18 protein-coding genes are annotated in these 19,613 nt (G+C 70.0%); 14 read left to right on the top strand and 4 right to left on the bottom strand.

The window, feature by feature from the left end:
• Positions 1-69: 69 nt before the first annotated feature.
• Positions 70-2,151 (bottom strand): glycosyl hydrolase family 28-related protein, encoded by a 2,082-nt coding sequence (locus ELQ40_RS10185; RefSeq protein WP_127793590.1) that lies wholly within the window; start codon positions 2,149-2,151, stop codon positions 70-72.
• A 268-nt stretch (positions 2,152-2,419) separates the two neighbouring features.
• On the opposite strand from ELQ40_RS10185, the gene thrS reads away from it, so the two are divergent.
• A complete protein-coding gene (gene thrS, locus ELQ40_RS10180; protein WP_127793589.1) occupies positions 2,420-4,405 on the top strand; it encodes a threonine--tRNA ligase in 1,986 nt (661 codons plus the stop codon).
• The gene (locus ELQ40_RS10175; protein WP_127793588.1) at positions 4,402-4,965 is read left to right on the top strand and encodes an HIT domain-containing protein; all 564 of its coding nucleotides are present in this window, start codon (positions 4,402-4,404) and stop codon (positions 4,963-4,965) included. Before thrS ends, ELQ40_RS10175 begins: the two co-directional genes overlap by 4 nt.
• A gap of 37 nt (positions 4,966-5,002) precedes the next feature.
• Here ELQ40_RS10175 and pdxY read toward each other — a convergent pair whose 3' ends face one another.
• Both pdxY and ELQ40_RS10165 read right to left on the bottom strand, forming a co-directional pair.
• The gene (pdxY, locus tag ELQ40_RS10170) at positions 5,003-5,854 is read right to left on the bottom strand and encodes a pyridoxal kinase PdxY (protein WP_127793587.1); all 852 of its coding nucleotides are present in this window, start codon (positions 5,852-5,854) and stop codon (positions 5,003-5,005) included.
• A gap of 7 nt (positions 5,855-5,861) precedes the next feature.
• Positions 5,862-7,214: an aminotransferase class I/II-fold pyridoxal phosphate-dependent enzyme gene (locus tag ELQ40_RS10165; RefSeq protein ID WP_127793586.1), complete on the bottom strand. Its 1,353-nt coding sequence runs from the start codon at positions 7,212-7,214 to the stop codon at positions 5,862-5,864.
• A 110-nt stretch (positions 7,215-7,324) separates the two neighbouring features.
• Here ELQ40_RS10165 and pdxS point away from each other — a divergent pair, with 110 nt between their 5' ends.
• The 12 genes from pdxS to ELQ40_RS10105 all read left to right on the top strand — a co-directional run bounded on the left by pdxS (position 7,325) and on the right by ELQ40_RS10105 (position 18,981).
• Entirely contained in the window at positions 7,325-8,215 is an 891-nt protein-coding gene (gene pdxS / locus ELQ40_RS10160; protein ID WP_127793585.1) for a pyridoxal 5'-phosphate synthase lyase subunit PdxS, read from the top strand.
• The gene (gene pdxT / locus ELQ40_RS10155) at positions 8,212-8,868 is read left to right on the top strand and encodes a pyridoxal 5'-phosphate synthase glutaminase subunit PdxT (RefSeq protein ID WP_205649497.1); all 657 of its coding nucleotides are present in this window, start codon (positions 8,212-8,214) and stop codon (positions 8,866-8,868) included. The genes pdxS and pdxT overlap by 4 nt, the downstream gene beginning before the upstream one ends.
• 52 nt (positions 8,869-8,920) lie before the next feature.
• Positions 8,921-9,448: a DUF1697 domain-containing protein gene (locus ELQ40_RS10150; protein WP_127793583.1), complete on the top strand. Its 528-nt coding sequence runs from the start codon at positions 8,921-8,923 to the stop codon at positions 9,446-9,448.
• A 105-nt stretch (positions 9,449-9,553) separates the two neighbouring features.
• On the top strand, positions 9,554-10,282 hold the full coding sequence (locus tag ELQ40_RS10145; RefSeq protein ID WP_127793582.1) for a hemerythrin domain-containing protein: 729 nt from the start codon (positions 9,554-9,556) through the stop codon (positions 10,280-10,282).
• Between the two features lie 50 nt (positions 10,283-10,332).
• On the top strand, positions 10,333-11,088 hold the full coding sequence (locus ELQ40_RS10140; protein ID WP_127793581.1) for a YebC/PmpR family DNA-binding transcriptional regulator: 756 nt from the start codon (positions 10,333-10,335) through the stop codon (positions 11,086-11,088).
• Between the two features lie 9 nt (positions 11,089-11,097).
• A complete protein-coding gene (ruvC, locus tag ELQ40_RS10135) occupies positions 11,098-11,709 on the top strand; it encodes a crossover junction endodeoxyribonuclease RuvC (RefSeq protein WP_127793580.1) in 612 nt (203 codons plus the stop codon).
• Entirely contained in the window at positions 11,706-12,326 is a 621-nt protein-coding gene (ruvA, locus tag ELQ40_RS10130; protein WP_127793579.1) for a Holliday junction branch migration protein RuvA, read from the top strand. Before ruvC ends, ruvA begins: the two co-directional genes overlap by 4 nt.
• On the top strand, positions 12,323-13,357 hold the full coding sequence (ruvB, locus tag ELQ40_RS10125; RefSeq protein ID WP_127793578.1) for a Holliday junction branch migration DNA helicase RuvB: 1,035 nt from the start codon (positions 12,323-12,325) through the stop codon (positions 13,355-13,357). The genes ruvA and ruvB overlap by 4 nt, the downstream gene beginning before the upstream one ends.
• Positions 13,358-13,457: 100 nt before the next feature.
• Positions 13,458-13,832 carry a preprotein translocase subunit YajC gene (gene yajC / locus ELQ40_RS10120; RefSeq protein ID WP_240665730.1) on the top strand — a complete coding sequence of 125 codons (375 nt, stop codon included), beginning with the start codon at positions 13,458-13,460 and terminating at the stop codon, positions 13,830-13,832.
• 143 nt (positions 13,833-13,975) lie between these two features.
• On the top strand, positions 13,976-15,631 hold the full coding sequence (gene secD / locus ELQ40_RS10115; protein WP_127795245.1) for a protein translocase subunit SecD: 1,656 nt from the start codon (positions 13,976-13,978) through the stop codon (positions 15,629-15,631).
• Entirely contained in the window at positions 15,631-16,653 is a 1,023-nt protein-coding gene (gene secF, locus ELQ40_RS10110; protein WP_127793576.1) for a protein translocase subunit SecF, read from the top strand. The genes secD and secF overlap by 1 nt, the downstream gene beginning before the upstream one ends.
• A gap of 78 nt (positions 16,654-16,731) precedes the next feature.
• On the top strand, positions 16,732-18,981 hold the full coding sequence (locus ELQ40_RS10105) for a bifunctional (p)ppGpp synthetase/guanosine-3',5'-bis(diphosphate) 3'-pyrophosphohydrolase (RefSeq protein ID WP_127793575.1): 2,250 nt from the start codon (positions 16,732-16,734) through the stop codon (positions 18,979-18,981).
• A gap of 31 nt (positions 18,982-19,012) precedes the next feature.
• On the opposite strand, the gene ELQ40_RS10100 is transcribed toward ELQ40_RS10105, so the two are convergent.
• Positions 19,013-19,561 (bottom strand): hypothetical protein, encoded by a 549-nt coding sequence (locus ELQ40_RS10100; RefSeq protein ID WP_127793574.1) that lies wholly within the window; start codon positions 19,559-19,561, stop codon positions 19,013-19,015.
• Positions 19,562-19,613: the final 52 nt, after the last annotated feature.

Here is a 19,613-nt window from a genome sequence, read left to right as displayed (position 1 = left end):
GGGCCGGCCACCCGAGGCATCCGCTCGGGTGGCCGGTTCCGCGCTCATGGACGTGCGGTCATCCCGCGATCACGACCACGGCGACGGCGCCGGGGGAGCGACCCGCGGCGGCCGGTCGTCGCACGTGATCGTGTTCGGCAGCTCCCACGGCGCGAGCCATGGTCCGGTCGTGTTGGCGCCGCTCGAGTCGTTTCCGCCGAGGTCGGCGATCGAGAACTCCGATCCGCTCGCCGGGAAGTTGAACGAGCCGCAGTTGTTGATGCCGACCGCCCCCACGTTGCGCGCGTCCACGTTCTCGAACGACGCGCCGCCGGCCACCCGGGCACTGACGACGGAGGTGCCGGTGCCGTCGACGCGGACGTCCCGGAACGCGACGTCGTCGATCGAGTAGAGGTCCTTCACGCCCCAGTCGGAGACCAGCATGATCGCGTTGTACGTGCTGTCGAGGTAGTGGTCGCCGGTCACCTCGACGCGCGACTCGATCGACCGGTCGAGCGCGTAGAGCCAGATCGCGCCGAGGCCCACTCGCCAGTTGAGCTCGAAGGTCCCGGCTCGCACGACGGTGTTGTCGGTGAACCGGAGCGTCCCGGCGAACGGCTGGGCGCCGAACCGCGAGCCGGCGTGCAGCCCGCTGCCCTCGCGGATCGGGTCGGCGACGAGATTTCCCTCGACGGTGATGTCGGTGCCGCCGTAGATCGCGATCCCGTTGGCCAGGGTCGGCGTCTGCACGGTGTTCCGGAGGAAGGTGTTGCGCTCGTTGGTCGTGCCCTCGGCCCACATCGCGAGACCGTCGTCGCCGGTGTTCCGGACGAACGTGTGCTCGACGATCGAGTCCGTGACGCCGGTGTGGAAGTTGATCGCGTCGGCGATCTGGTCGACGATCATCGTGTCGCGGATGTGCACGTTCGACATCGGGCCGTCGAGCCAGATGCCGACCTTGGTGTGCTCGATGTACAACCCCTCGATCGTCGAGTCGCTGAGCGCCCCGCCGATGCCGTTCACCTGGTCGGTGTCGATGCGTTCGCGCACGTCGCCGCGGATCGTGAAGCCGGAGAGGTGCACGTCGCGGCTGCCGCCCTCCGCTGCGGGCTTCCCGTAGAAGCCGACGCCGGTGTGGATCGAGCCGTCGGGGAGCGGCTCGTCGAGTGCGACCTCCGTGCCCTTCACGATCGTGTACCAGCTTCCGGCGCCCTCGATGGTGACGTCGTCGACGATGATGTGGCGGTCGACGCGGAACGTGCCCGGCGGCAGGTACACCGGCAGGTCCGTGCGCTGCGCGAAGGCGATCGCGCGTTCGATCGCGCCCGCCGAGTCGCGCTTGCCGAACGGGTCCGCACCGAACGCGAGCACGTTCGCGGCCCTGAACCGGACGTGGGGCAGGCCGACGAGCTCGGTGTCGACGAGGTCGATCGTCGTGAGCGCCGCCGCGGCACCCTGCGGGACGCTCAGCCGCAGCGTCGAACCGGCGGGGTGGGAGCGGCCGAGGTGCAGCCGCTGCTCGTCGTAGAAGTGCATCGGCCGGAACGGCGTCGAGATGCCGAGCGGGTCCGGGCCGTCGCGCTCGACCACCCACCAGTCGGGGTGCAGGAGCCCGGCGTTCGGGTCGTTGGTGAACGAGTACTGGTTGTAGAGCCAGGAGTACTCGGAGGTCAGGCTCATCGACGGGGCGCGTCTGCCGTCGACGCTCACCTCGAGCGGCGATCGGATGCCGCCGCCGTTCGGTGCATCGGGGATGCTGTACCGCACGGTGATGGCGTTGGTGCGGGCGGGGAGGGTGAACTCGATCCACTGGCCGGGTGCCAGTTGCACCGCGCTGCGGCCGGATGCCTCGGCGGCGAGCGTGTACGCGTCCCGGCTCTCGGGGAGCAGTGCGCCGGTGGTGGCGGCGGCGTGCTCGGCCTCCTGTTCGAGGAACGGCACGTCCGCGCCGCGGCCCTCGACGAGGGATGGGGCGAGCGCGGCACGGGTGATGACCGGCGGCGGGGCTGGTGCTGCTGCAACCGCACCCCCCGCGCCGGTGACGGTCGTCGCGGCGACCGCGATCGCGGTCACGACGGCAACGACGGCACCGACGGCCGGTCGGCGCCTGCGTGGATGGTGGGCCGGGCCGTCGGGGCGGACTCCTGGGGCGGCATCGTGGGCACGTGTCATCGTCGACTCGTTTCGCTCTGGACGACCGCGATGCGGCACGTCGTTGGGGCCGGTCGAGGCCGAAACTAGGGCGCGCGGCATCCGATTCACAAGGGGCTTGCTCGAAATGCCGTGAAATCGTCGATTTCTTGCGTAATGCGCCGCAAGCAGGACGCAAGCGACGGCACGAACGTCGGTCGGCGTTGCGCCGCCGCTCCGGGACGGGCGGGTCTGCTCGGCGCGACTAAGGTTGAAGGGTTCAACGCACCGAACTCGAGGAGAGGACCACGTGGTCGACGGTTTCGCACGGTTCACCGATCGTTCCGTTGTCGCCATGCGCGTCAACGGCGAGCTGAAGGACCTCGCCACGACGCTGACGGACGACGACGACGTCGAGCCGGTGACGATCGACTCGCCCGACGGCCTGAGCATCCTCCGCCACTCGACCGCGCACGTGCTGGCCCAGGCGGTGCAGGCGATCAACCCCGAAGCGAAGCTCGGCATCGGCCCGCCCGTGACCGACGGCTTCTACTACGACTTCGACGTGCAGACGCCGTTCACCCCGGAGGACCTGAAGGCCCTCGACAAGGAGATGGCGCGCATCATCCGCTCGGGCCAGCGCTTCATGCGGCGGGTCGTCAGCGACGAGGAGGCGCGCGCCGAGCTCGCCGCCGAGCCGTACAAGCTCGAGCTCATCGGCCTGAAGGGCGCTGCCGGCCACGGCGAGTCCAGCGGCGACGACCACGAGTCGGTCGAGGTCGGTGCCGGTGAACTGACCATCTACGACAACGTCGACCCGAAGACCGGCGACGTCGTCTGGAAGGACCTCTGCCGCGGACCGCACCTCCCGAACACGCGGATGATCGGCAACGGCTGGTCGCTCATGCGCGTCGCGGCGGCGTACTGGCGCGGCTCGGAGAAGAATCCGCAGCTCCAGCGCATCTACGGCACCGCGTGGCCGACGAAGGACGAGCTGCGCGCCTACCAGACCCGGCTGGAGGAGGCGGCGAAGCGCGACCACCGCAAGCTCGGCTCCGAGCTCGACCTGTTCTCGTTCCCCGACGAGATCGGTTCCGGCCTCGCGGTGTTCCACCCCAAGGGTGGCATCATCCGCTACGAGATGGAGGAGTACCTGCGCAAGCAGCTCCTTCGCAACGGGTACGAGTTCGTCAACACGCCGCATATCACGAAGGCGCACCTCTACGAGGTCAGCCAGCACCTCAACTGGTACGCCGACGGCATGTTCCCGCCGATGCACCTCGACGAGGAGACCGACGCGGAGGGCAACGTCACCCGGCAGGGCCAGGACTACTACCTGAAGCCGATGAACTGTCCGATGCACAACCTCGTGTTCCGGGCACGCGGCCGGTCGTACCGTGAGCTGCCGCTGCGGCTCGCCGAGTTCGGCACCGTGTACCGCTACGAGAAGTCGGGCACGCTGTCCGGCCTCACGCGCGTGCGCGGCCTCACGCAGGACGACGCGCACATCTACGTCACCGACGAGCAGATCAAGGAGGAGGTCGGCCGCCAGCTCGAGTTCGTGCTCGAGACCCTCCGCGGATACGGCCTCACGGACTTCTACCTCGAGCTGTCCACCAAGGACCCGGTGAAGTCGGTCGGCAGCGACGAGCTGTGGGAGACCGCGACGCAGACGCTGCGCGAGGTCGCCGTCGAGTCCGGGCTCGAGCTCGTCGACGACCCGGGCGGAGCCGCCTTCTACGGGCCGAAGATCTCGGTGCAGGCGCGCGACGCCATCGGCCGGACCTGGCAGCTCTCCACCGTGCAGCTGGACTTCAACCAGCCGGAGCTCTTCGAGCTGCGCTACGCCGCCGCCGACGGCACCCAGAAGCAGCCCGCCATGATCCACCGCGCGCTGCTCGGCTCGGTCGAGCGGTTCTTCGCGATCCTCCTCGAGCACTACGCGGGTGCCTTCCCGGCGTGGCTCGCACCCGTGCAGGTCGTCGGCATCCCCGTCGCCGACGAGTACGCACCGTACCTCGGGGCGATCATCGAACAGCTGCGCGGCGAGGGGGTCCGGGCCGAGCTCGACACGACCGACGACCGCATGCAGAAGAAGATCCGCACGCACACCACGCAGAAGGTGCCGTTCCAGCTGATCGCGGGGGAGAACGACCGCAGCGCCGAGACCGTGAGCTTCCGGTTCCGCGACGGCAGCCAGGAGAACGGCGTCGCCATCACCGACGCGGTCGCGAAGATCCGCGAGTCGATCGCGGACCACCGTCAGGTCTCCACGCGGGACGACCTGTTCGCATGAGCAACTACGGGCCCGACGAATTCGACGACGTGCCGACGCAGCGTTCGGGCGAGATCGCCGGGGTTCCCGACGCGTTCCAGCGGCTCTGGACGCCGCACCGGATGGTGTACATCGAGAACGGACAGGATCCGAGCGAGGATGCCTGCCCGTTCTGCCGTGCGCCCGACTTCGACGACGAGACGAGCTTCATCGTCGCGCGCGGCGAGCACGCGTACGTGCTGCTGAACCTCTACCCGTACAACAGCGGCCACCTGCTCGTGTGCCCGTACCGGCACATCGCGACCTACGACGAGGCGACCGCCGAGGAGGTCGCCGAGATCGGCGCCATGACCCAGACGGCCATGCGCGTGCTCACGCAGGTCTCCCGGTGCGACGGATTCAACATCGGCATGAACCAGGGACGGATCGCCGGCGCGGGCATCTCGGAGCACCTGCACCAGCACATCGTGCCGCGGTGGGCACTCGACTCGAACTTCTTCCCGATCATCGCGAAGACCAAGGCCGTGCCCCGGCTGCTCGGCGACGTGCGCCGAGAGGTCGCGGAGGCCTGGCCGGCCTGAGCCCCGCGCACGTCCGCCGATGCCGGCGGACCGCCTGTCAGCGGACCCGGCGCACCTCGAACTGGAGCCGCGGGTGGGCATAGGCCTCCTGCGACTCGACGAGCTGCAGTTCTCGCTCACCGGATTCGTGCGTGTGCTCCAGCAGGTCGTAGACGCTCGACACGGTGCGCGCGAGCGCGACGGATGCCTCGCCGGTGGCGCGGTAGTGCGCGGTGAAGAGCGCGGCCGTGACGTCGCCCGAGCCGTTCGCCTTCATCGGCAGGAGCGGGGTCTGCACGATCCACGCGCCGTGGTCGTCGACGGCGAGCATCTCGATGGTGCCGGGCTCGCGGTCCGGGCGCTCGACGCTCGTGACGAGCACCGTTCGTGGCCCGGACGCCCGCACGAGGTCGACCGAGGCCAGCGTGGACTCCAGCGTGTCGGGCTCGGTCCCGGTGAGGTACCCGAGCTCGAACTGGTTCGGCGTGATGAGGTCGGCGGCGGGGACCACGCGGTCGCGCAGCAGGATCGGGATCGCGGGCGCGACGAAGCATCCGCTCTTCGCATTGCCCATGACCGGGTCGCAGGAATAGATCGCGTCCGGCTTCACGGCCTTGATGCGCGCGACCGCGTCGAGGATGACGTCGGCGATGCCCTCGCTGCCCTGGTAGCCCGAGAGGATCACGTCGATCTTCGGGAACACGCCGCGGTCCTCGATGCCGGCGATGACCTCGCGGACGTCGTCCGGCGCGATCAGCGGGCCGCGCCACGCGCCGTACCCCGTGTGGTTCGAGAAGTTCACGGTGTAGACCGGCAGCACCTCGACGCCGATGCGCTGGAGCGGGAACACGGCTGCCGAGTTGCCGACGTGCCCGTAGGCGACGGCGGACTGGATCGAGAGGACCTTCACCGTTCGATCATCCCACCTCCGCGTCGACGAGCCGCCCGCCCGCCGCTCGCACCGCGGCGGCGATGTCCGCTGCGAGGCGCTCCGCGTCGTCGTCGGCGAGGTCGTGCACGGTGAGTCGCAGTCGGCGCGCGGCCGGCGCGTCGGCGAGGACGAACTCGTCTCCCGTCCGTGCGAGCCAGCCGCGTCGCATGAGCTGCTCCGACACGTCGCGCGCCGGGACCGGCAGCGGTACCCAGAGATTGAGCCCGTCGCCGGCCTCGACCGGCACCCCGAGCGCGGTCAGGCGCTCGGCGAACGCGTCGTTCCGGTGGGCGTAGTGCTCGGCGGCCTGCTCGATTCGCGCCGAGGCCTCGGCGTCGGTCACGAGCGCGAGGACGAGTCGCTGCAGGAGATGGCTGACCCAGGTCGTGCCCGGGGTGAGTCGCATCGCCAGTCGGTCGGCGGTCTCCGGGTCGGAGGCGGTGACGGCCAGGCACATGTCGGGTCCGAGGAACTTCGACACCGAGCGCACGAGCGCCCAGCGTCGATGATCGGGACCGATGAGCGAGTGGAAGGGCCTCCGGGACAGCATCGAGAAGTGGTCGTCCTCGATGACGAGCACGTACGGGTGCGCGCGGAGCACGGCGCGCAGTTCGGCGGCGCGGTGTTCGGAGAGGCTCGCACCGGTCGGGTTCTGCGCGCGCGGCGTGCAGACGACCGCCCGCACGCCCTGCTCGAGCGCGGCCCGGAGCCCGTCGACGGTCATGCCCTCGTCGTCCACCGGGACGGGTACGACGCGGTAGCCGCCGACCCGGACGGTGTGGATGCTCGTCAGGAAGCACGGGTCCTCGAGGGCCACGGCGTCGTCGCGGACGAGGGCCTGCGCGAGCAGTCGTTCCACGGCGTCGCCGGCTCCGCTCGTGATCGTGAGCCGGACCTCGTCGGGTGCGAGGTCGGCGGTCATCCAGTCCGTCGCCCACCGCTCGAGTCCGGGGTCGACGACCGGCTCGCCGTAGAGCACCGGCCGCCCCGCCATCCCGGCGAGGGCGCGCGACGGGTCGGGGATGAGCTCGGGGTCGGGGTTGCCGGTCGCGACGTCGCGGAGCACGTTGTCGCTCGCGAACCCCTCCTGGGCGACGGGCGAGCGGTCGGCGACGTGGGTTCCGCCGCGCCCACGGGTCACGACGACCCCCGCGACGGTGAGCTGCCGGTAGGCGGCGACGGCGGTGTTGCGGTTGACCCCGAGCGTGTCGGCGAGGGTCCGCACGGGCGGCAGGGCGGTTCCGGGTGGGAGCTCGCCGCGCTCGATGAGCGTGCGCACGCTGTCGGCGATGTCGGACGCGGAACGGCCCGTGATGTCGAGGGTGGACTCGTTGCCCATGGGCGCCTCCGTGGCCGGATCGGGATCATGCTACGGTTTGGCCTAGGCCAACGTTCCGCGTTGTCCATCATGCCACGCGCGAGGCGCGGACCACCCGAAGGGAACCATCCATGAGCACGTCCGAGACCGGATCGAGCCGCGTCAAGCGGGGCCTCGCCGAGATGCTGAAGGGCGGCGTCATCATGGACGTCGTCACCGCCGAGCAGGCCCGCATCGCCGAGGACGCCGGCGCGGTGGCCGTCATGGCGCTCGAGCGGGTGCCGGCCGACATCCGCGCCCAGGGCGGGGTCGCCCGCATGAGCGACCCCGACCTCATCGAGGCGATCATCGCCGAGGTGTCGATCCCCGTCATGGCGAAGGCCCGCATCGGCCACTTCGTCGAGGCGCAGGTGCTGCAGGCGCTCGACGTCGACTACATCGACGAGTCCGAGGTGCTCTCGCCCGCCGACTACGTGAACCACATCGACAAGTGGTCGTTCAACACGCCCTTCGTGTGCGGGGCGACGAACCTGGGCGAGGCGCTGCGCCGCATCAACGAGGGCGCGGCGATGATCCGCTCGAAGGGCGAGGCGGGCACCGGCGACGTCTCGGAGGCCACCAAGCACATCCGCAAGATCACCTCGGAGATCAACGTGCTGCGCTCGATGACGAAGGACGAGCTGTACGTCGCCGCCAAGGAACTGCAGGCCCCGTACGACCTCGTCGTCGAGGTCGCAGAGACCGGCAAGCTCCCCGTCGTCCTGTTCACCGCGGGCGGCGTCGCGACCCCGGCCGACGCGGCCATGATGATGCAGCTCGGCGCCGACGGCGTCTTCGTCGGCTCGGGCATCTTCAAGTCGGGCAACCCCGAGGCGCGCGCCGCCGCAGTGGTGAAGGCGACGACGTTCTACGACGACCCGTCGGTGATCGCCGAGGTCTCGCGCGGTCTCGGCGAGGCGATGGTCGGCATCAACGTCGGCGACCTCGCGGCACCGCACCGGCTCGCCGAGCGCGGATGGTGACCAGCACCCTCCGCGAGGAGTCGACCGACGCGGGGCCGGAGGCATCCGGCCCGCGTGTCGGCGTGCTCGCGCTGCAGGGCGACTTCCGCGAGCACGCACGAGTGCTCGCAGCGCTCGGCGCACGCGTCTCGCTCGTGCGCCGACCGGCGGACCTCGACGGGGTCGACGGACTCGTGATCCCCGGCGGCGAGTCGAGCGTGATGGACAAGCTCGCCCGCGCGTACGGACTCTTCGAGCCGCTGCGTGCGGCGATCGCCGACGGCCTGCCCGTGTACGGCACGTGCGCCGGCCTGATCATGCTGGCCGACACCGTGCTCGACGCGATCGCCGGGCAGCAGAGCCTCGGCGGCCTCGACGTCGTCGTCCGCCGGAACGCGTTCGGCTCGCAGAACCAGTCGTTCGAGACGGACCTCGAGATCCCGGCGCTGGGCGACCCCCCGGTGCACGCCGTCTTCATCCGGGGTCCGGTCGTCGAGTCGGTCGGGCCGGATGCCACGGCCCTCGCCTCGCTGGACGACGGACGGGTCGTCGCGGTCGAGCAGGGCGACCTGCTCGGCACGAGCTTCCACCCCGAGATCACGGGCGAGCGGCGGTTCCACGCGTACTTCCTGGCGAAGGTCCGGTCACGGGTCGGACGACGCTCGGGCGGCTGACCCCGGGATCCTTCCGGTCGCGGAGGTCGGCGGCTGCGCCTAGCATCGCGGCATGACCACCTGGATCGCCCTGCTCCGCGGCGTCAACGTCGGCGGCATCACCATCCGATCGCCAGAGCTGCGCGACGTGTTCGGGCAACTCGGGTTCGAGGACGTCCGCACCGTGCTCGCGAGCGGCAACGTCGCCTTCACGAGCGCACGATCGGATGCCGCCGCGCTCAAGCGCGAGGTCGAGCAGGCCCTGCGCGACCGCTTCGGCTACGACGCGTGGATCGTGCTGACCACCGCAGGGCACGTGCGGCAGGTGATCGATCGGTTCCCGTTCGACGCGGACGACGGCTCCCGTCAACCGTGGGTGGTCTTCGCTTCTGACGACGACGCGCTCGACGAGCTCGAACAGGCCGCGGCCGGCCTCGACACCGCCGACGATCCCGTCGCGCGAGGCGACGGCGTCGTCTACTGGAACCCCGTCAAGGGCTCTTCGACCGACACCCCGTTCGCCAAGCTCCTCGCGAAGGCGAAGTACAAGCCGACGACCACGAACCGGAACCTGCGGACGCTGCGCCAGCTCGTCGACTGACCCGCACCTCAGGGTGATCCCCGGCTCTCGTCGCGGGAGCGCACGGACGCGCCGACCGGGTGGGCACGGACGCGGCGGGAGGAGGCATCCGCTTCACTGCCCGGCATGGCCACTCGACTCTCCAGCACCGGCGCGCCCGACGGCGCGCCCACGACCACCTGCCGCAGCGACGAGGTGGTGGTGATCCACCGGTTGTTCCGCCGGCTCTACGCGGATGCTCCGCGAGCAGTGCGGTCCGTGCCGACCGGCGACCGCGTGCGCGCAGGCCACGTCTCGAAGCACCTGCACGGCATCACCGCGCTGCTCCACGTCCATCACCGCACCGAGGACCGGTACTTCTGGGACACGATGACCGATCGGGCGCCCGCGTGCGGCATCCACGCCTCGCTCATGCGGGAGCAGCACCGGGCCGTGTCCGACCTGCTCGACGAGATCGACGTGCTCGTCGACCGCTGGGCGTCCGACGCGGACGCGGTGAGCCGGGAGCGCGTCGCGCAGTCGCTCGACGAGGTCGAGCGACTGCTGCTCGTGCACCTCGCCGACGAGGAACGCGACGCCTTCCCGGTGCTCGACGACGTGCTCTCCGACGCCGAATGGGACGACATCCATCGCGCCGCGAAGCGGCACCGCCCACCCATGCCGATCTTCGTGCTCATCGGGTTCATGCTCGAGACCGTGCCGCCGGCCGAACGCGACGCGTGGTTCGCGACGCAGATGCCCGCGCCGATCCGCCTCGCGTATCGCGCGGTCGGCCGCCGCCAGTACGAGCGCGCCGTCGGCCGGTTGTTCCCGACCCCGCCCGGTCGCCTCGGATCGGCGCACGCGCTGGCCTAGAATGGGTCCTCGGCGGGCGCACCCGCCAGCGAAACCGATTCGGGAGCAGCATGTCCGGGCATTCCAAGTGGGCGACGACCAAGCACAAGAAGGCCGTCATCGACGCGCGCCGCGCGAAGTCGTTCGCCAAGCTCATCAAGAACATCGAGGTCGCCGCGAAGATGGGCGGCGCCGACCTGAACGGCAACCCGACCCTGTACGACGCCGTGCAGAAGGCCAAGAAGACCTCGGTGCCCAACGACAACATCGACCGCGCCATCAAGCGCGGCGCCGGCATCGGCGGTGAAGCGGTCGAGTACCAGAGCATCACGTACGAGGCGTACGGCCCGTCGGGGGTCGCCCTCATGATCGAGGTGCTCACCGACAACAAGAACCGCGCGGCCGCCGAGGTCCGCACCGGGCTCAGCCGCAACAACGGCACGCTCGCCGACCCGGGCTCGGTCGCCTACAACTTCTCCCGGAAGGGCGTCATCGTCGTCTCCGGTGAGGGCACGACCGAGGACGACGTCATGATGGCCGCCCTCGAGGCCGGCGCCGAGGAGATCGAACCGCACGCGCAGGGCTTCGAGGTCATCACCGATCCGTCGGCGATGGTCGAGGTGCGCAAGTCGTTGCAGGACGCCGGGCTCGACTACGAGTCGGCCGACATCGAGTTCGTGCCGAACCTCAAGGTGGAGATCGACGCCGACACCGCGCGCAAGGTGTTCCGCCTCATCGACGCCCTCGAGGACTCCGACGACGTGCAGAACGTGTACGCGAACTTCGACCTGACGGCCGAGGTGCAGGCCGAGCTCGAGGCGGAGTAGCCCATCGCCATGCGGGTGCTCGGCGTCGACCCCGGGCTCACCCGGTGCGGCGTGGGCGTGGTCGACGTCGAGCCGAATCGCACGGCACGACTCGTCGACGTCGTCGTGCTCCGGTCGCCGACCGAGCTCCCGATCGAGCGGCGCCTCGCGCGCATCGCCGACGGACTCGAGGCGATCTTCGACGAGCATCGGCCGCAGGCGGTCGCGCTCGAGCGCGTGTTCGCCCGTTCCGACGTCTCCACCATCATGGGCACCGCGCAGATCTCCGGCGTGGCGATGCTGATCGCCGCCCGCCGCGAACTCCCGGTGACGTTGCACACGCCGTCCGAGGTCAAGGCGTCGATCACCGGGTACGGCCGCGCCGACAAGAAGCAGGTCGGTGCGATGGTCGCGCGGATCCTCGGACTCGAGGCGGTGCCCAAGCCCGCCGACGCGGCCGACGCGCTCGCCCTCGCGATCTGCCATGCCTGGCGGACCGGCGGCGGGCAGGGAACGGCCCGCCGCGAACTCGACGCCGCCGGCGAGTCGGATGCCTCCGGCCTGACCCCGGCGCAGCGCGCATGGCTCGCCGCCGAACGTGCCGCGGCCGTGTCGGGGGCCGCCCGTAGGGTGAAGGAGTGATCTCCTCCCTCCGCGGGCGCGTGCTCGCCGCCGCAGGCAGCTCGATCGTCCTCGACGTCGGCGGCGTCGGCTACCAGGTCAACACCACGCCGGCCCTCGTGCTCGCCTGCCGCGAGGGCGACGAAGCGCACGTGCACACCGCGCTCATCGTCCGCGAGGACTCCATGACCCTGTTCGGGTTCGCGACGCGCGACGAGCTCGACGTGTTCGAGCTGCTGATCGGCGTCACGGGCGTCGGGCCGAAGTCGGCGCTCGGCGTGCTGTCGGTCGTCTCGCCCGACCAGGTCGCCGAGGCCGTGCAGCGCGACGACGACGCGGTCTTCCGGAAGGTCAGCGGCATCGGGCCGAAGACCGCGAAGCTCATCACCGTCTCCCTCGCGGGCAAGCTCCATGCGCCCGCCGCGCGTCCCGCCGCCGCGCCGGTCGTCACCGGCACGGTGACCGAGAGCGTGCTCGCCGCGCTCACGGGTCTCGGCTGGTCGGAACGCGTCGCCGCCGAAGCCGTCGAGGAGACGGCCGCGACCGCGTCCGAATCGGATGCCGCATCGGTGCCCGCCCTGCTCCGGCTCACGCTCGCACGGCTCGGGCCGGCCCAGCACGTCGGGAGGGCCCGATGACCGACGACCTGACCGACCCGGTACTGGCCTCGGAGGCCGAGCTCGCCTTCGAGGGCGCGCTCCGCCCCAAGAGCCTGCAGGAGTTCGTCGGCCAGTCCCGCGTGCGAGGGCAGATGCAGCTGCTGCTCACGGCCGCCGTGATCCAGCAGCGTACGCCCGACCACATCCTGCTCGCCGGCCCGCCGGGGCTCGGCAAGACGACGCTCGCGATGATCGTGGCCCACGAGGGCGGAAGGCCGCTGCGCATGTCGAGCGGGCCCGCGATCCAGCACGCCGGCGACCTGGCCGCCATCCTGAGCTCGCTCATCCCGGGCGAGGTGCTGTTCATCGACGAGATCCACCGCATGGCACGTTCGGCGGAGGAGATGCTGTACCTCGCGATGGAGGACTTCCGCATCGACATCATGGTCGGCAAGGGGGCCGGGGCCACGTCGGTCCCGCTCGACCTCGCGCCGTTCACCCTCGTCGGCGCGACCACGCGCGCGGGCCTGCTGCCGAACCCGCTCCGCGACCGATTCGGCTTCACGGCGCACCTCGAGTTCTACGACGAGTCCGAGCTCGAGCAGGTGCTGGGCCGGGCAGCCGTGATGCTCGGACTCGAGGTCGACCGCGCCGCGCTCGCCGAGATCGCCGGACGATGCAGGGGCACCCCGCGCATCGCGAACCGGCTGCTGCGTCGCGTGCGCGATTACGTGCTCGTGCACGGCGGGCGGGCCGACGTCGAGGCCGTCAGGGCGGCCCTCGACCTCTACGACGTCGACGCGCTCGGCCTCGACCGACTCGATCGCGCGGTGATGCAGACGCTCCTGACGAGGTTCGGCGGGGGACCGGTGGGCCTCAACACCCTCGCGGTCTCGGTCGGTGAGGAGGCGGAGACCATCGAGGCGGTGGTCGAGCCGTTCCTGGTCCGGATCGGGCTCGTGGTCCGGACCCCGCGCGGGCGCGTCGCGACGCCCGAGGCGTGGCGGCATTTCGGCCTGGCGGACCGGGTACCGGATTCGCCGTCGGCGCTCCCGATCGATGACCTATAATCCAATGAGGCTCAGGCCCCCCTGCACATGACTTCGTGCGCAGCGCCGCACCTCGGAAGGTTCCTTCGTCCCCATGGTTTTCGATCCGTTCACTATCGCCATGCTCGCCATCCTGGCGGTGCTGATCTTCTTCATGTTCCGCAATTCGCGGAAGCGCCAGGCGGAGCAGCGTGAGCAGCAGTCCAAGGTCCTCCCCGGTGCACGCGTGATGACGAACTTCGGCCTGTACGGCACGATCATCGCCATCGACGAGGACGAGAACCAGGTCGAGCTCGAAGTCGCCCCGGGCACGGTGCTCACGGTGCACCGCCAGACCATCGCGCGCGTCGTCGACCCCGTCGATGCGGTCACCGACACCGAGGCCGGCGACGAGGCCGTCGAGCTGAACACCGCTCCGGAATCCGAGCCCGAGTTCGGCGAGCGGATCGAATCGTCCGCAGACGAGAAGCCCGACACCAAGAAGTCGGACGACTGAGCCCCCAACCCGTCGCTTCGCCCGCGCGCTGACGCGCGGGCGCTTCAGAGAAGGCACACACCAACGTGGCTGCACCCACCAAGCGGTCCTCTCGGCCCGCGCCCGTCCGTAAGGCGTGGCGATCGCTGACCTGGCTCGGCGTGATGATCGCCGCGCTCTTCGCGATCAACGCCGCGGGCGTCATCTGGGGCGGCGGCTCCTGGACGCCCAAACTCGCGCTCGACCTCGAGGGCGGAACGCAGATCATCCTCGAGCCGGAACTCGAGGACGGCGCGACGGTCTCGCAGGAGCAGCTCGACCAGGCGGTCTCGATCATCCGCCAGCGCGTCGACGCCTCCGGTGTCGCCGAGGCCGAGATCAACACCGAGGGCGACAACGTCGTCGTCCGCATCCCGGGCGAGCTCGACGACCAGACGCGTGCGCGCATCCAGTCGTCCGCGAAGCTCGAGCTGCGCCCCGTGCTCCTGGCCGGGTCGCCGAGCAACGCCTCGATCGATCCGAGCGCCTCGGCCGAGCCGACCGAGGACCCGGCCGACCTCTCCGACACCCCGACGGTCGAACCGACCGACGGCAGCGACCTCAACTGGGTGACCCCCGCCCTGCAGGCCGAGTACGACTCGTTCGACTGCTCGTCGCTGGACGAGGTCGCGGCGAGTGTCGCGCCCGCCGACGAGCCGCTCGTCACCTGCGACGTCACGCGATCGGTGAAGTACGCGCTCGGTCCGGTCGAGGTCTCCGGGGAGAACATCGTCGACGCGAGCGCCGGCATGGTCACCACTTCGACGGGCGGCACGACCGGTCAGTGGGCGGTCAACATCGTCTTCGACGAACAGGGCACCGAGGACTTCGCCGAGGTCAGCACACGGCTGTTCGCGCTCTCGAGCGAGCCCCCGCGCGACCAGTTCGCGTTCGTGCTCGACGGTGCCGTGCTCTCGGCGCCGTCGATGAACGGTGTGATCACCGACGGCCGGCCGCAGATCACGGGTCAGTTCACCCAGGAGTCGAGCAAGGCGCTCGCCGACCAGCTCAAGTTCGGTGCGCTGCCCATCAGCTTCACGGTGCAGTCCACCGACACGATCTCGCCGACCCTCGGTGCCGCGCAATTGCAGGCGGGCCTCATCGCGGGCCTCATCGGCCTGATCCTGGTCGTGATCTACACGATCTTCCAGTACCGGGCACTCGCCTCCGTCACGATCGCCTCGCTCATCATCGCGGGCGTCATCACGTACCTCGTGATCACGATCCTGTCGTGGCGCGAAGGCCTGCGCCTCTCGTTGGCCGGAATCGCGGGTCTGATCGTCGCGATCGGCTTCACGGCGGACTCGTTCATCGTGTACTTCGAACGCGTCCGTGACGAACTCCGTGACGGCCGTGCACTGGTCGGCGCCGTCGAGGCCGGATGGAAGCGCGCCTTCCGCACGGTGCTCGCATCGAAGGGCGTCAACCTGCTCGCCGCGATCGTGCTGTTCGTGCTCGCGGTCGGCAGCGTCAAGGGCTTCGCATTCACGCTTGGCGTGACGACGGTCATCGACGTCATCATCGTGATCCTCTTCACCCACCCGATGCTCCAGTTGCTCGCGCAGACGAAGTTCTTCTCGAGCGGGAACCCGTGGTCCGGGCTCGATCCGAATGCGCTCGGGGCCGTCTACCGCGGCCGGGCGGAGTTCCGCAAGACGACCGCAGTGCCCGCGCGCAAGGCGGCGTCGAGCTCCAAGGAGGCGCAGCGGCGCCAGACGATCGCCGAGCGCAAGGCCGCGGTCACCGCGGGCACCGGCTCCGACGAGGGCAAGGAGTCCTGATGGCCAACCGACTGACCACCTTCGGCAACGACCTCTACACCGGGAAGCGATCGTTCAACTTCGTCGGCGGCCGCCGCAAGTGGTACATCCTCATCGGCGTCCTGCTCATCCTCTCCATCGCGATCCCGGCGCTGCGAGGGGTGAACCTCAGCATCGAGTTCACCGGCGGTTCGCAGTTCGCCGTGTCCGGCGCCGAGAACGCCACGGCGGAGCCAGCCGAGGAAGCGGTGCACTCCGTGGTGCCCGACGCGGTGCCGAAGGTGACGATCATCGGCGACTCGGGCGTCAAGGTCCAGACCGAGCAGCTCGAGCAGGCCGAGTCGCTCGAGGTGTCGCGCGCGTTGGCCGAGGCGTACGGCGTCGAGGAGTCCGAGGTCACCTCCACGTTCATCGGACCGAGCTGGGGCCAGGACGTGACGCGGCAGGCCGTGGTCGGCCTCATCGCGTTCGTGCTCCTCGCAGCCATCGTGATGGCCCTCTACTTCCGCACCTGGAAGATGTCGGCGGCCGCGATCATCGCACTCGTCGCCGACCTCATCGTGACCGTCGGCGTGTACATCTCCGTCGGCTTCGAGGTGTCGCCGGCCGCGATGATCGGCATCCTGACCATCCTCAGTTACTCGCTCTACGACACGGTCGTCGTGTTCGACAAGATCCGCGAGAACACGGCGGAAGACGGCGAGGAATCGCGACGCACATTCGCCGAGAGCGTCAACCTCGCCGTCAACCAGACGCTCGTGCGGTCGATCAACACCTCGGTCGTCGCCGCACTTCCCGTCGCCGCGATCCTCTTCATCGGCGCGGGTGCGCTCGGCGCCGAAACGCTCCGCGACATCTCGCTCGCGCTGCTCGTCGGCATCCTGGTCGGCACCTGGTCGACGGTCTTCCTCGCCGCACCGCTGTACTCGCAACTGCGCGAGGGGGAGCCGGCGATCAAGCGCCACGACGCCAAGGTGCTGAAGGAGCGCGAGCGCGCCGGCGGTTCCGCGTCGATCGAGGCCGAGGCGGTCGCTTCCGCATGACGGCCACCGCGTGCGAGCGGCCTTCCGTCCCGATGATCACCGCGAAGCGGCGATAATCGAAGTCTGGAGGTGGCGAGCATGACGGAGACCGGGTCCAACCAGACGGCGTCCCTGCGTCGACTCGTGCCTCGGATCTTCTCGCGCGCGCAGTCCACCGGTGCCGTCGACACCCTGTTGCGAACGGTGCGGATGCACCATCCGAAGGCCGACCTCGCGGTCATCGAACGGGCGTACCAGGTCGCCGAGCGTGCGCACGAGGGGCAGAAGCGCAAGAGCGGCGAGCCGTACATCACGCATCCCGTCGCGGTCGCGCAGATCCTCGCCGACCTCGGCATCGGATCGAAGACGGTTGCCGCGGCGCTGCTGCACGACACGGTCGAGGACACGGCGTACACGCTCGCGCAGGTGCAGGCCGACTTCGGCGACGAGATCGCGATGCTCGTCGACGGCGTCACCAAGCTCGACAAGGTCAAGTACGGCGACTCGACCCAGGCCGAGACCGTCCGGAAGATGATCGTCGCGATGTCGAAGGACATCCGCGTCCTGATCATCAAGCTGGCCGACCGCCTGCACAACGCCAGGACCTGGGGATTCGTGCCCTCGGAGTCGGCCGCCCGCAAGGCCACCGAGACGCTCGAGATCTACACGCCGCTCGCGCATCGTCTGGGTATCCAGACCATCAAGTGGGAGCTCGAGGACCTCTCGTTCGCGGTGCTCTATCCGAAGCTCTACGCCGAGATCGAAAGCCTCGTCAAGCAGCGGACCCCGCAGCGCGAGGAGTTCGTGCAGTCGGTGATCGACCTCATCAACGAGGACCTCCGCGCGGCGCGGATCCGAGGCAAGGTCGTGGGCCGACCCAAGCAGTACTACTCGATCTACCAGAAGATGATCGTCCGCGGCCGCGAGTTCGACGAGATCTACGACCTCGTCGGCATCCGGGTGCTCGTGAACTCGGTCCGCGACTGCTACGCGGTGCTCGGCGCGATCCACGCGCGGTGGACGCCGCTCCCCGGCCGGTTCAAGGACTACATCGCCACCCCGAAGTTCAACCTCTACCAGTCGCTCCACACGACCGTGCTCGGGCCGAAGGGTCGCGCGGTCGAGATCCAGATCCGTACGCACGACATGCACCAGCGCGCCGAGTACGGCGTCGCGGCGCACTGGAAGTACAAGGAGCGGATGGCGACCGGCCGCCCCGACGACCGCCCGGCCGAGACCGACATGGCCTGGCTCGCGCACATCTCGGACTGGCAGGCCGAGACCGCGGACCCGGGGGAGTTCCTCGACTCGCTCCGTTTCGAGATCGGCGCGAAGGAGGTCTACGTCTTCACGCCGAAGGGCAGGGTGATCGGCCTGCCGTCGGGGGCCACGCCCGTCGACTTCGCGTACGCCGTGCACACCGAGGTCGGGCATCGCACGATGGGTGCGAAGGTGAACGGACGTCTGGTCCCGCTCGAGAGCGAGCTGTCCAGCGGCGACGTCGTCGAGGTGTTCACCTCGAAGAACCCGGATTCGGGACCCAGCAAGGACTGGCTGACATTCGTCAAGAGTCCCCGGGCGCGCAACAAGATCCGCCAGTGGTTCACGAAGGAGCGCCGCGACGAGGCGATCGAGCACGGCCGCGACGCGATCGCGCGCGCCATGCGAAAGCACAACCTCCCGCTGCAGAAGCTGATGAGCCAGGAGTCGTTCGCGGAGGTCGCGGCGCAGCTGCGATACGACGATGTCTCCGCGTTGTACGCGGCCGTCGGCGAGGGGCACATCTCCACCCAGTCGGTGCTCGAGAAGGTGCTCGCGCTCGTCCGCGAGGTCGACGACGGCGACGACGAGCCGGACCTGCCGATCTCGGCCAGGCCGCGCCAGATCCCTCGCTCGAGCGACTCCGGCGTGCTCGTGCGCGGTGCGCCGGACATCCTCGTGAAGTTGGCGAGGTGCTGCACACCGGTGCCCGGCGACGAGATCGTCGGGTTCATCACCCGTGGCTCGGGGGTCTCGGTGCACCAGGCGAAGTGCCACAACGTGCAGTCGCTCCTCCGCGAGCCCGAACGCATGATCGATGTCGAGTGGGCGCCGAGTTCGAAGAGCGTCTTCCTCGTCCAGATCCAGATCGAGGCGCTCGACCGTTCCGGGCTGCTCTCGGACGTCACGCGGGTGCTGTCGGAGCACCACGTGAACATCCTGTCGGCGAATGTCTCGACCTCGACCGACCGCCTGGCGCTCAGCCGGTTCGTGTTCGAGATGGGCGACACGACGCACCTCGACCGCGTGCTCAACGCGGTGCGCCGGATCGATGCCGTCTACGACGTGTATCGCGTCTCGGACGGCTGAACCCCGCCCTCCTGCTGCCGGGCAGGGCGGGTCAGCGTTGCGCAGCCACTGCCGCGAGGCGGCCGAAGGCGAGCTGCTTGTGCGGCAGGCGGTGCGCGGCGTCGAGGCGAGCATGGAGGTCCGCCAGCATCCGTGTTCGACCGGTGACGAGGGCGGCGACGGTCGCGACCACGGTGCGGTCGTCGATCGCCGGATCGCGGACGAGGTCGTAGGCGGTGCGCGCCCTGCTGGTGCATCGCGCCCGCCCGAAGCCGACCACGTCCTCCGCGGCGAGTCGCACCTCGCGGACCCGACCGCGGTCGAGCCGCGCCGTGGTCCGCGCGGTCGCGTCGATGCAGAAGGTCGTGCGCGCCGGCGGCACCTCGACCGCGCCGTGCACCCACGCTGCGGAGGCGCGGTCGATGATGAGGTCGGGTTCGGCGTCGAGCGCGAGCGCCTGCGCGCGGAGTGACGGAAGGTCGGGCTCGTCGATCGGCACGAAGCCTCCGAGGAACCCCATGACCTCGCCGTCGAGCCTGGCCGCGCACAGTTCGGCGAGCGGGAGGTCGGCAGGGCCGAGGACGCTGGGGAGACGGGTCATCGCTCCAGCGTGGAGCACCCGGATGCGCCGCCGATCGCCTGCGCGGCATCTG

The organism is Agromyces sp. LHK192 (assembly GCF_004006235.1).
Lineage (GTDB): Bacteria > Actinomycetota > Actinomycetes > Actinomycetales > Microbacteriaceae > Agromyces.
The sequence above is the reverse complement of the archived record's forward strand: the minus strand, read 5'-3'. Positions and strand labels throughout refer to the sequence as shown.

What these genes read in the sequence shown, in the direction of transcription:
- ruvB (WP_127793578.1), top strand. Translation starts at nt 12,323, where the DNA reads ATGACCGACGACCTGACCGACCCGGTACTGGCCTCGGAGGCCGAGCTC.
- ELQ40_RS10175 (WP_127793588.1), top strand. Translation starts at nt 4,402, where the DNA reads ATGAGCAACTACGGGCCCGACGAATTCGACGACGTGCCGACGCAGCGT.
- ELQ40_RS10145 (WP_127793582.1), top strand. Translation starts at nt 9,554, where the DNA reads ATGGCCACTCGACTCTCCAGCACCGGCGCGCCCGACGGCGCGCCCACG.
- secF (WP_127793576.1), top strand. Translation starts at nt 15,631, where the DNA reads ATGGCCAACCGACTGACCACCTTCGGCAACGACCTCTACACCGGGAAG.
- ELQ40_RS10165 (WP_127793586.1), bottom strand. Translation starts at nt 7,214, where the DNA reads ATGGGCAACGAGTCCACCCTCGACATCACGGGCCGTTCCGCGTCCGAC.
- secD (WP_127795245.1), top strand. Translation starts at nt 13,976, where the DNA reads ATGATCGCCGCGCTCTTCGCGATCAACGCCGCGGGCGTCATCTGGGGC.
- ELQ40_RS10185 (WP_127793590.1), bottom strand. Translation starts at nt 2,151, where the DNA reads ATGACACGTGCCCACGATGCCGCCCCAGGAGTCCGCCCCGACGGCCCG.
- ELQ40_RS10140 (WP_127793581.1), top strand. Translation starts at nt 10,333, where the DNA reads ATGTCCGGGCATTCCAAGTGGGCGACGACCAAGCACAAGAAGGCCGTC.
- ELQ40_RS10150 (WP_127793583.1), top strand. Translation starts at nt 8,921, where the DNA reads ATGACCACCTGGATCGCCCTGCTCCGCGGCGTCAACGTCGGCGGCATC.
- yajC (WP_240665730.1), top strand. Translation starts at nt 13,458, where the DNA reads ATGCTCGCCATCCTGGCGGTGCTGATCTTCTTCATGTTCCGCAATTCG.
- pdxS (WP_127793585.1), top strand. Translation starts at nt 7,325, where the DNA reads ATGAGCACGTCCGAGACCGGATCGAGCCGCGTCAAGCGGGGCCTCGCC.
- ruvC (WP_127793580.1), top strand. Translation starts at nt 11,098, where the DNA reads ATGCGGGTGCTCGGCGTCGACCCCGGGCTCACCCGGTGCGGCGTGGGC.
- ELQ40_RS10100 (WP_127793574.1), bottom strand. Translation starts at nt 19,561, where the DNA reads ATGACCCGTCTCCCCAGCGTCCTCGGCCCTGCCGACCTCCCGCTCGCC.
- ELQ40_RS10105 (WP_127793575.1), top strand. Translation starts at nt 16,732, where the DNA reads ATGACGGAGACCGGGTCCAACCAGACGGCGTCCCTGCGTCGACTCGTG.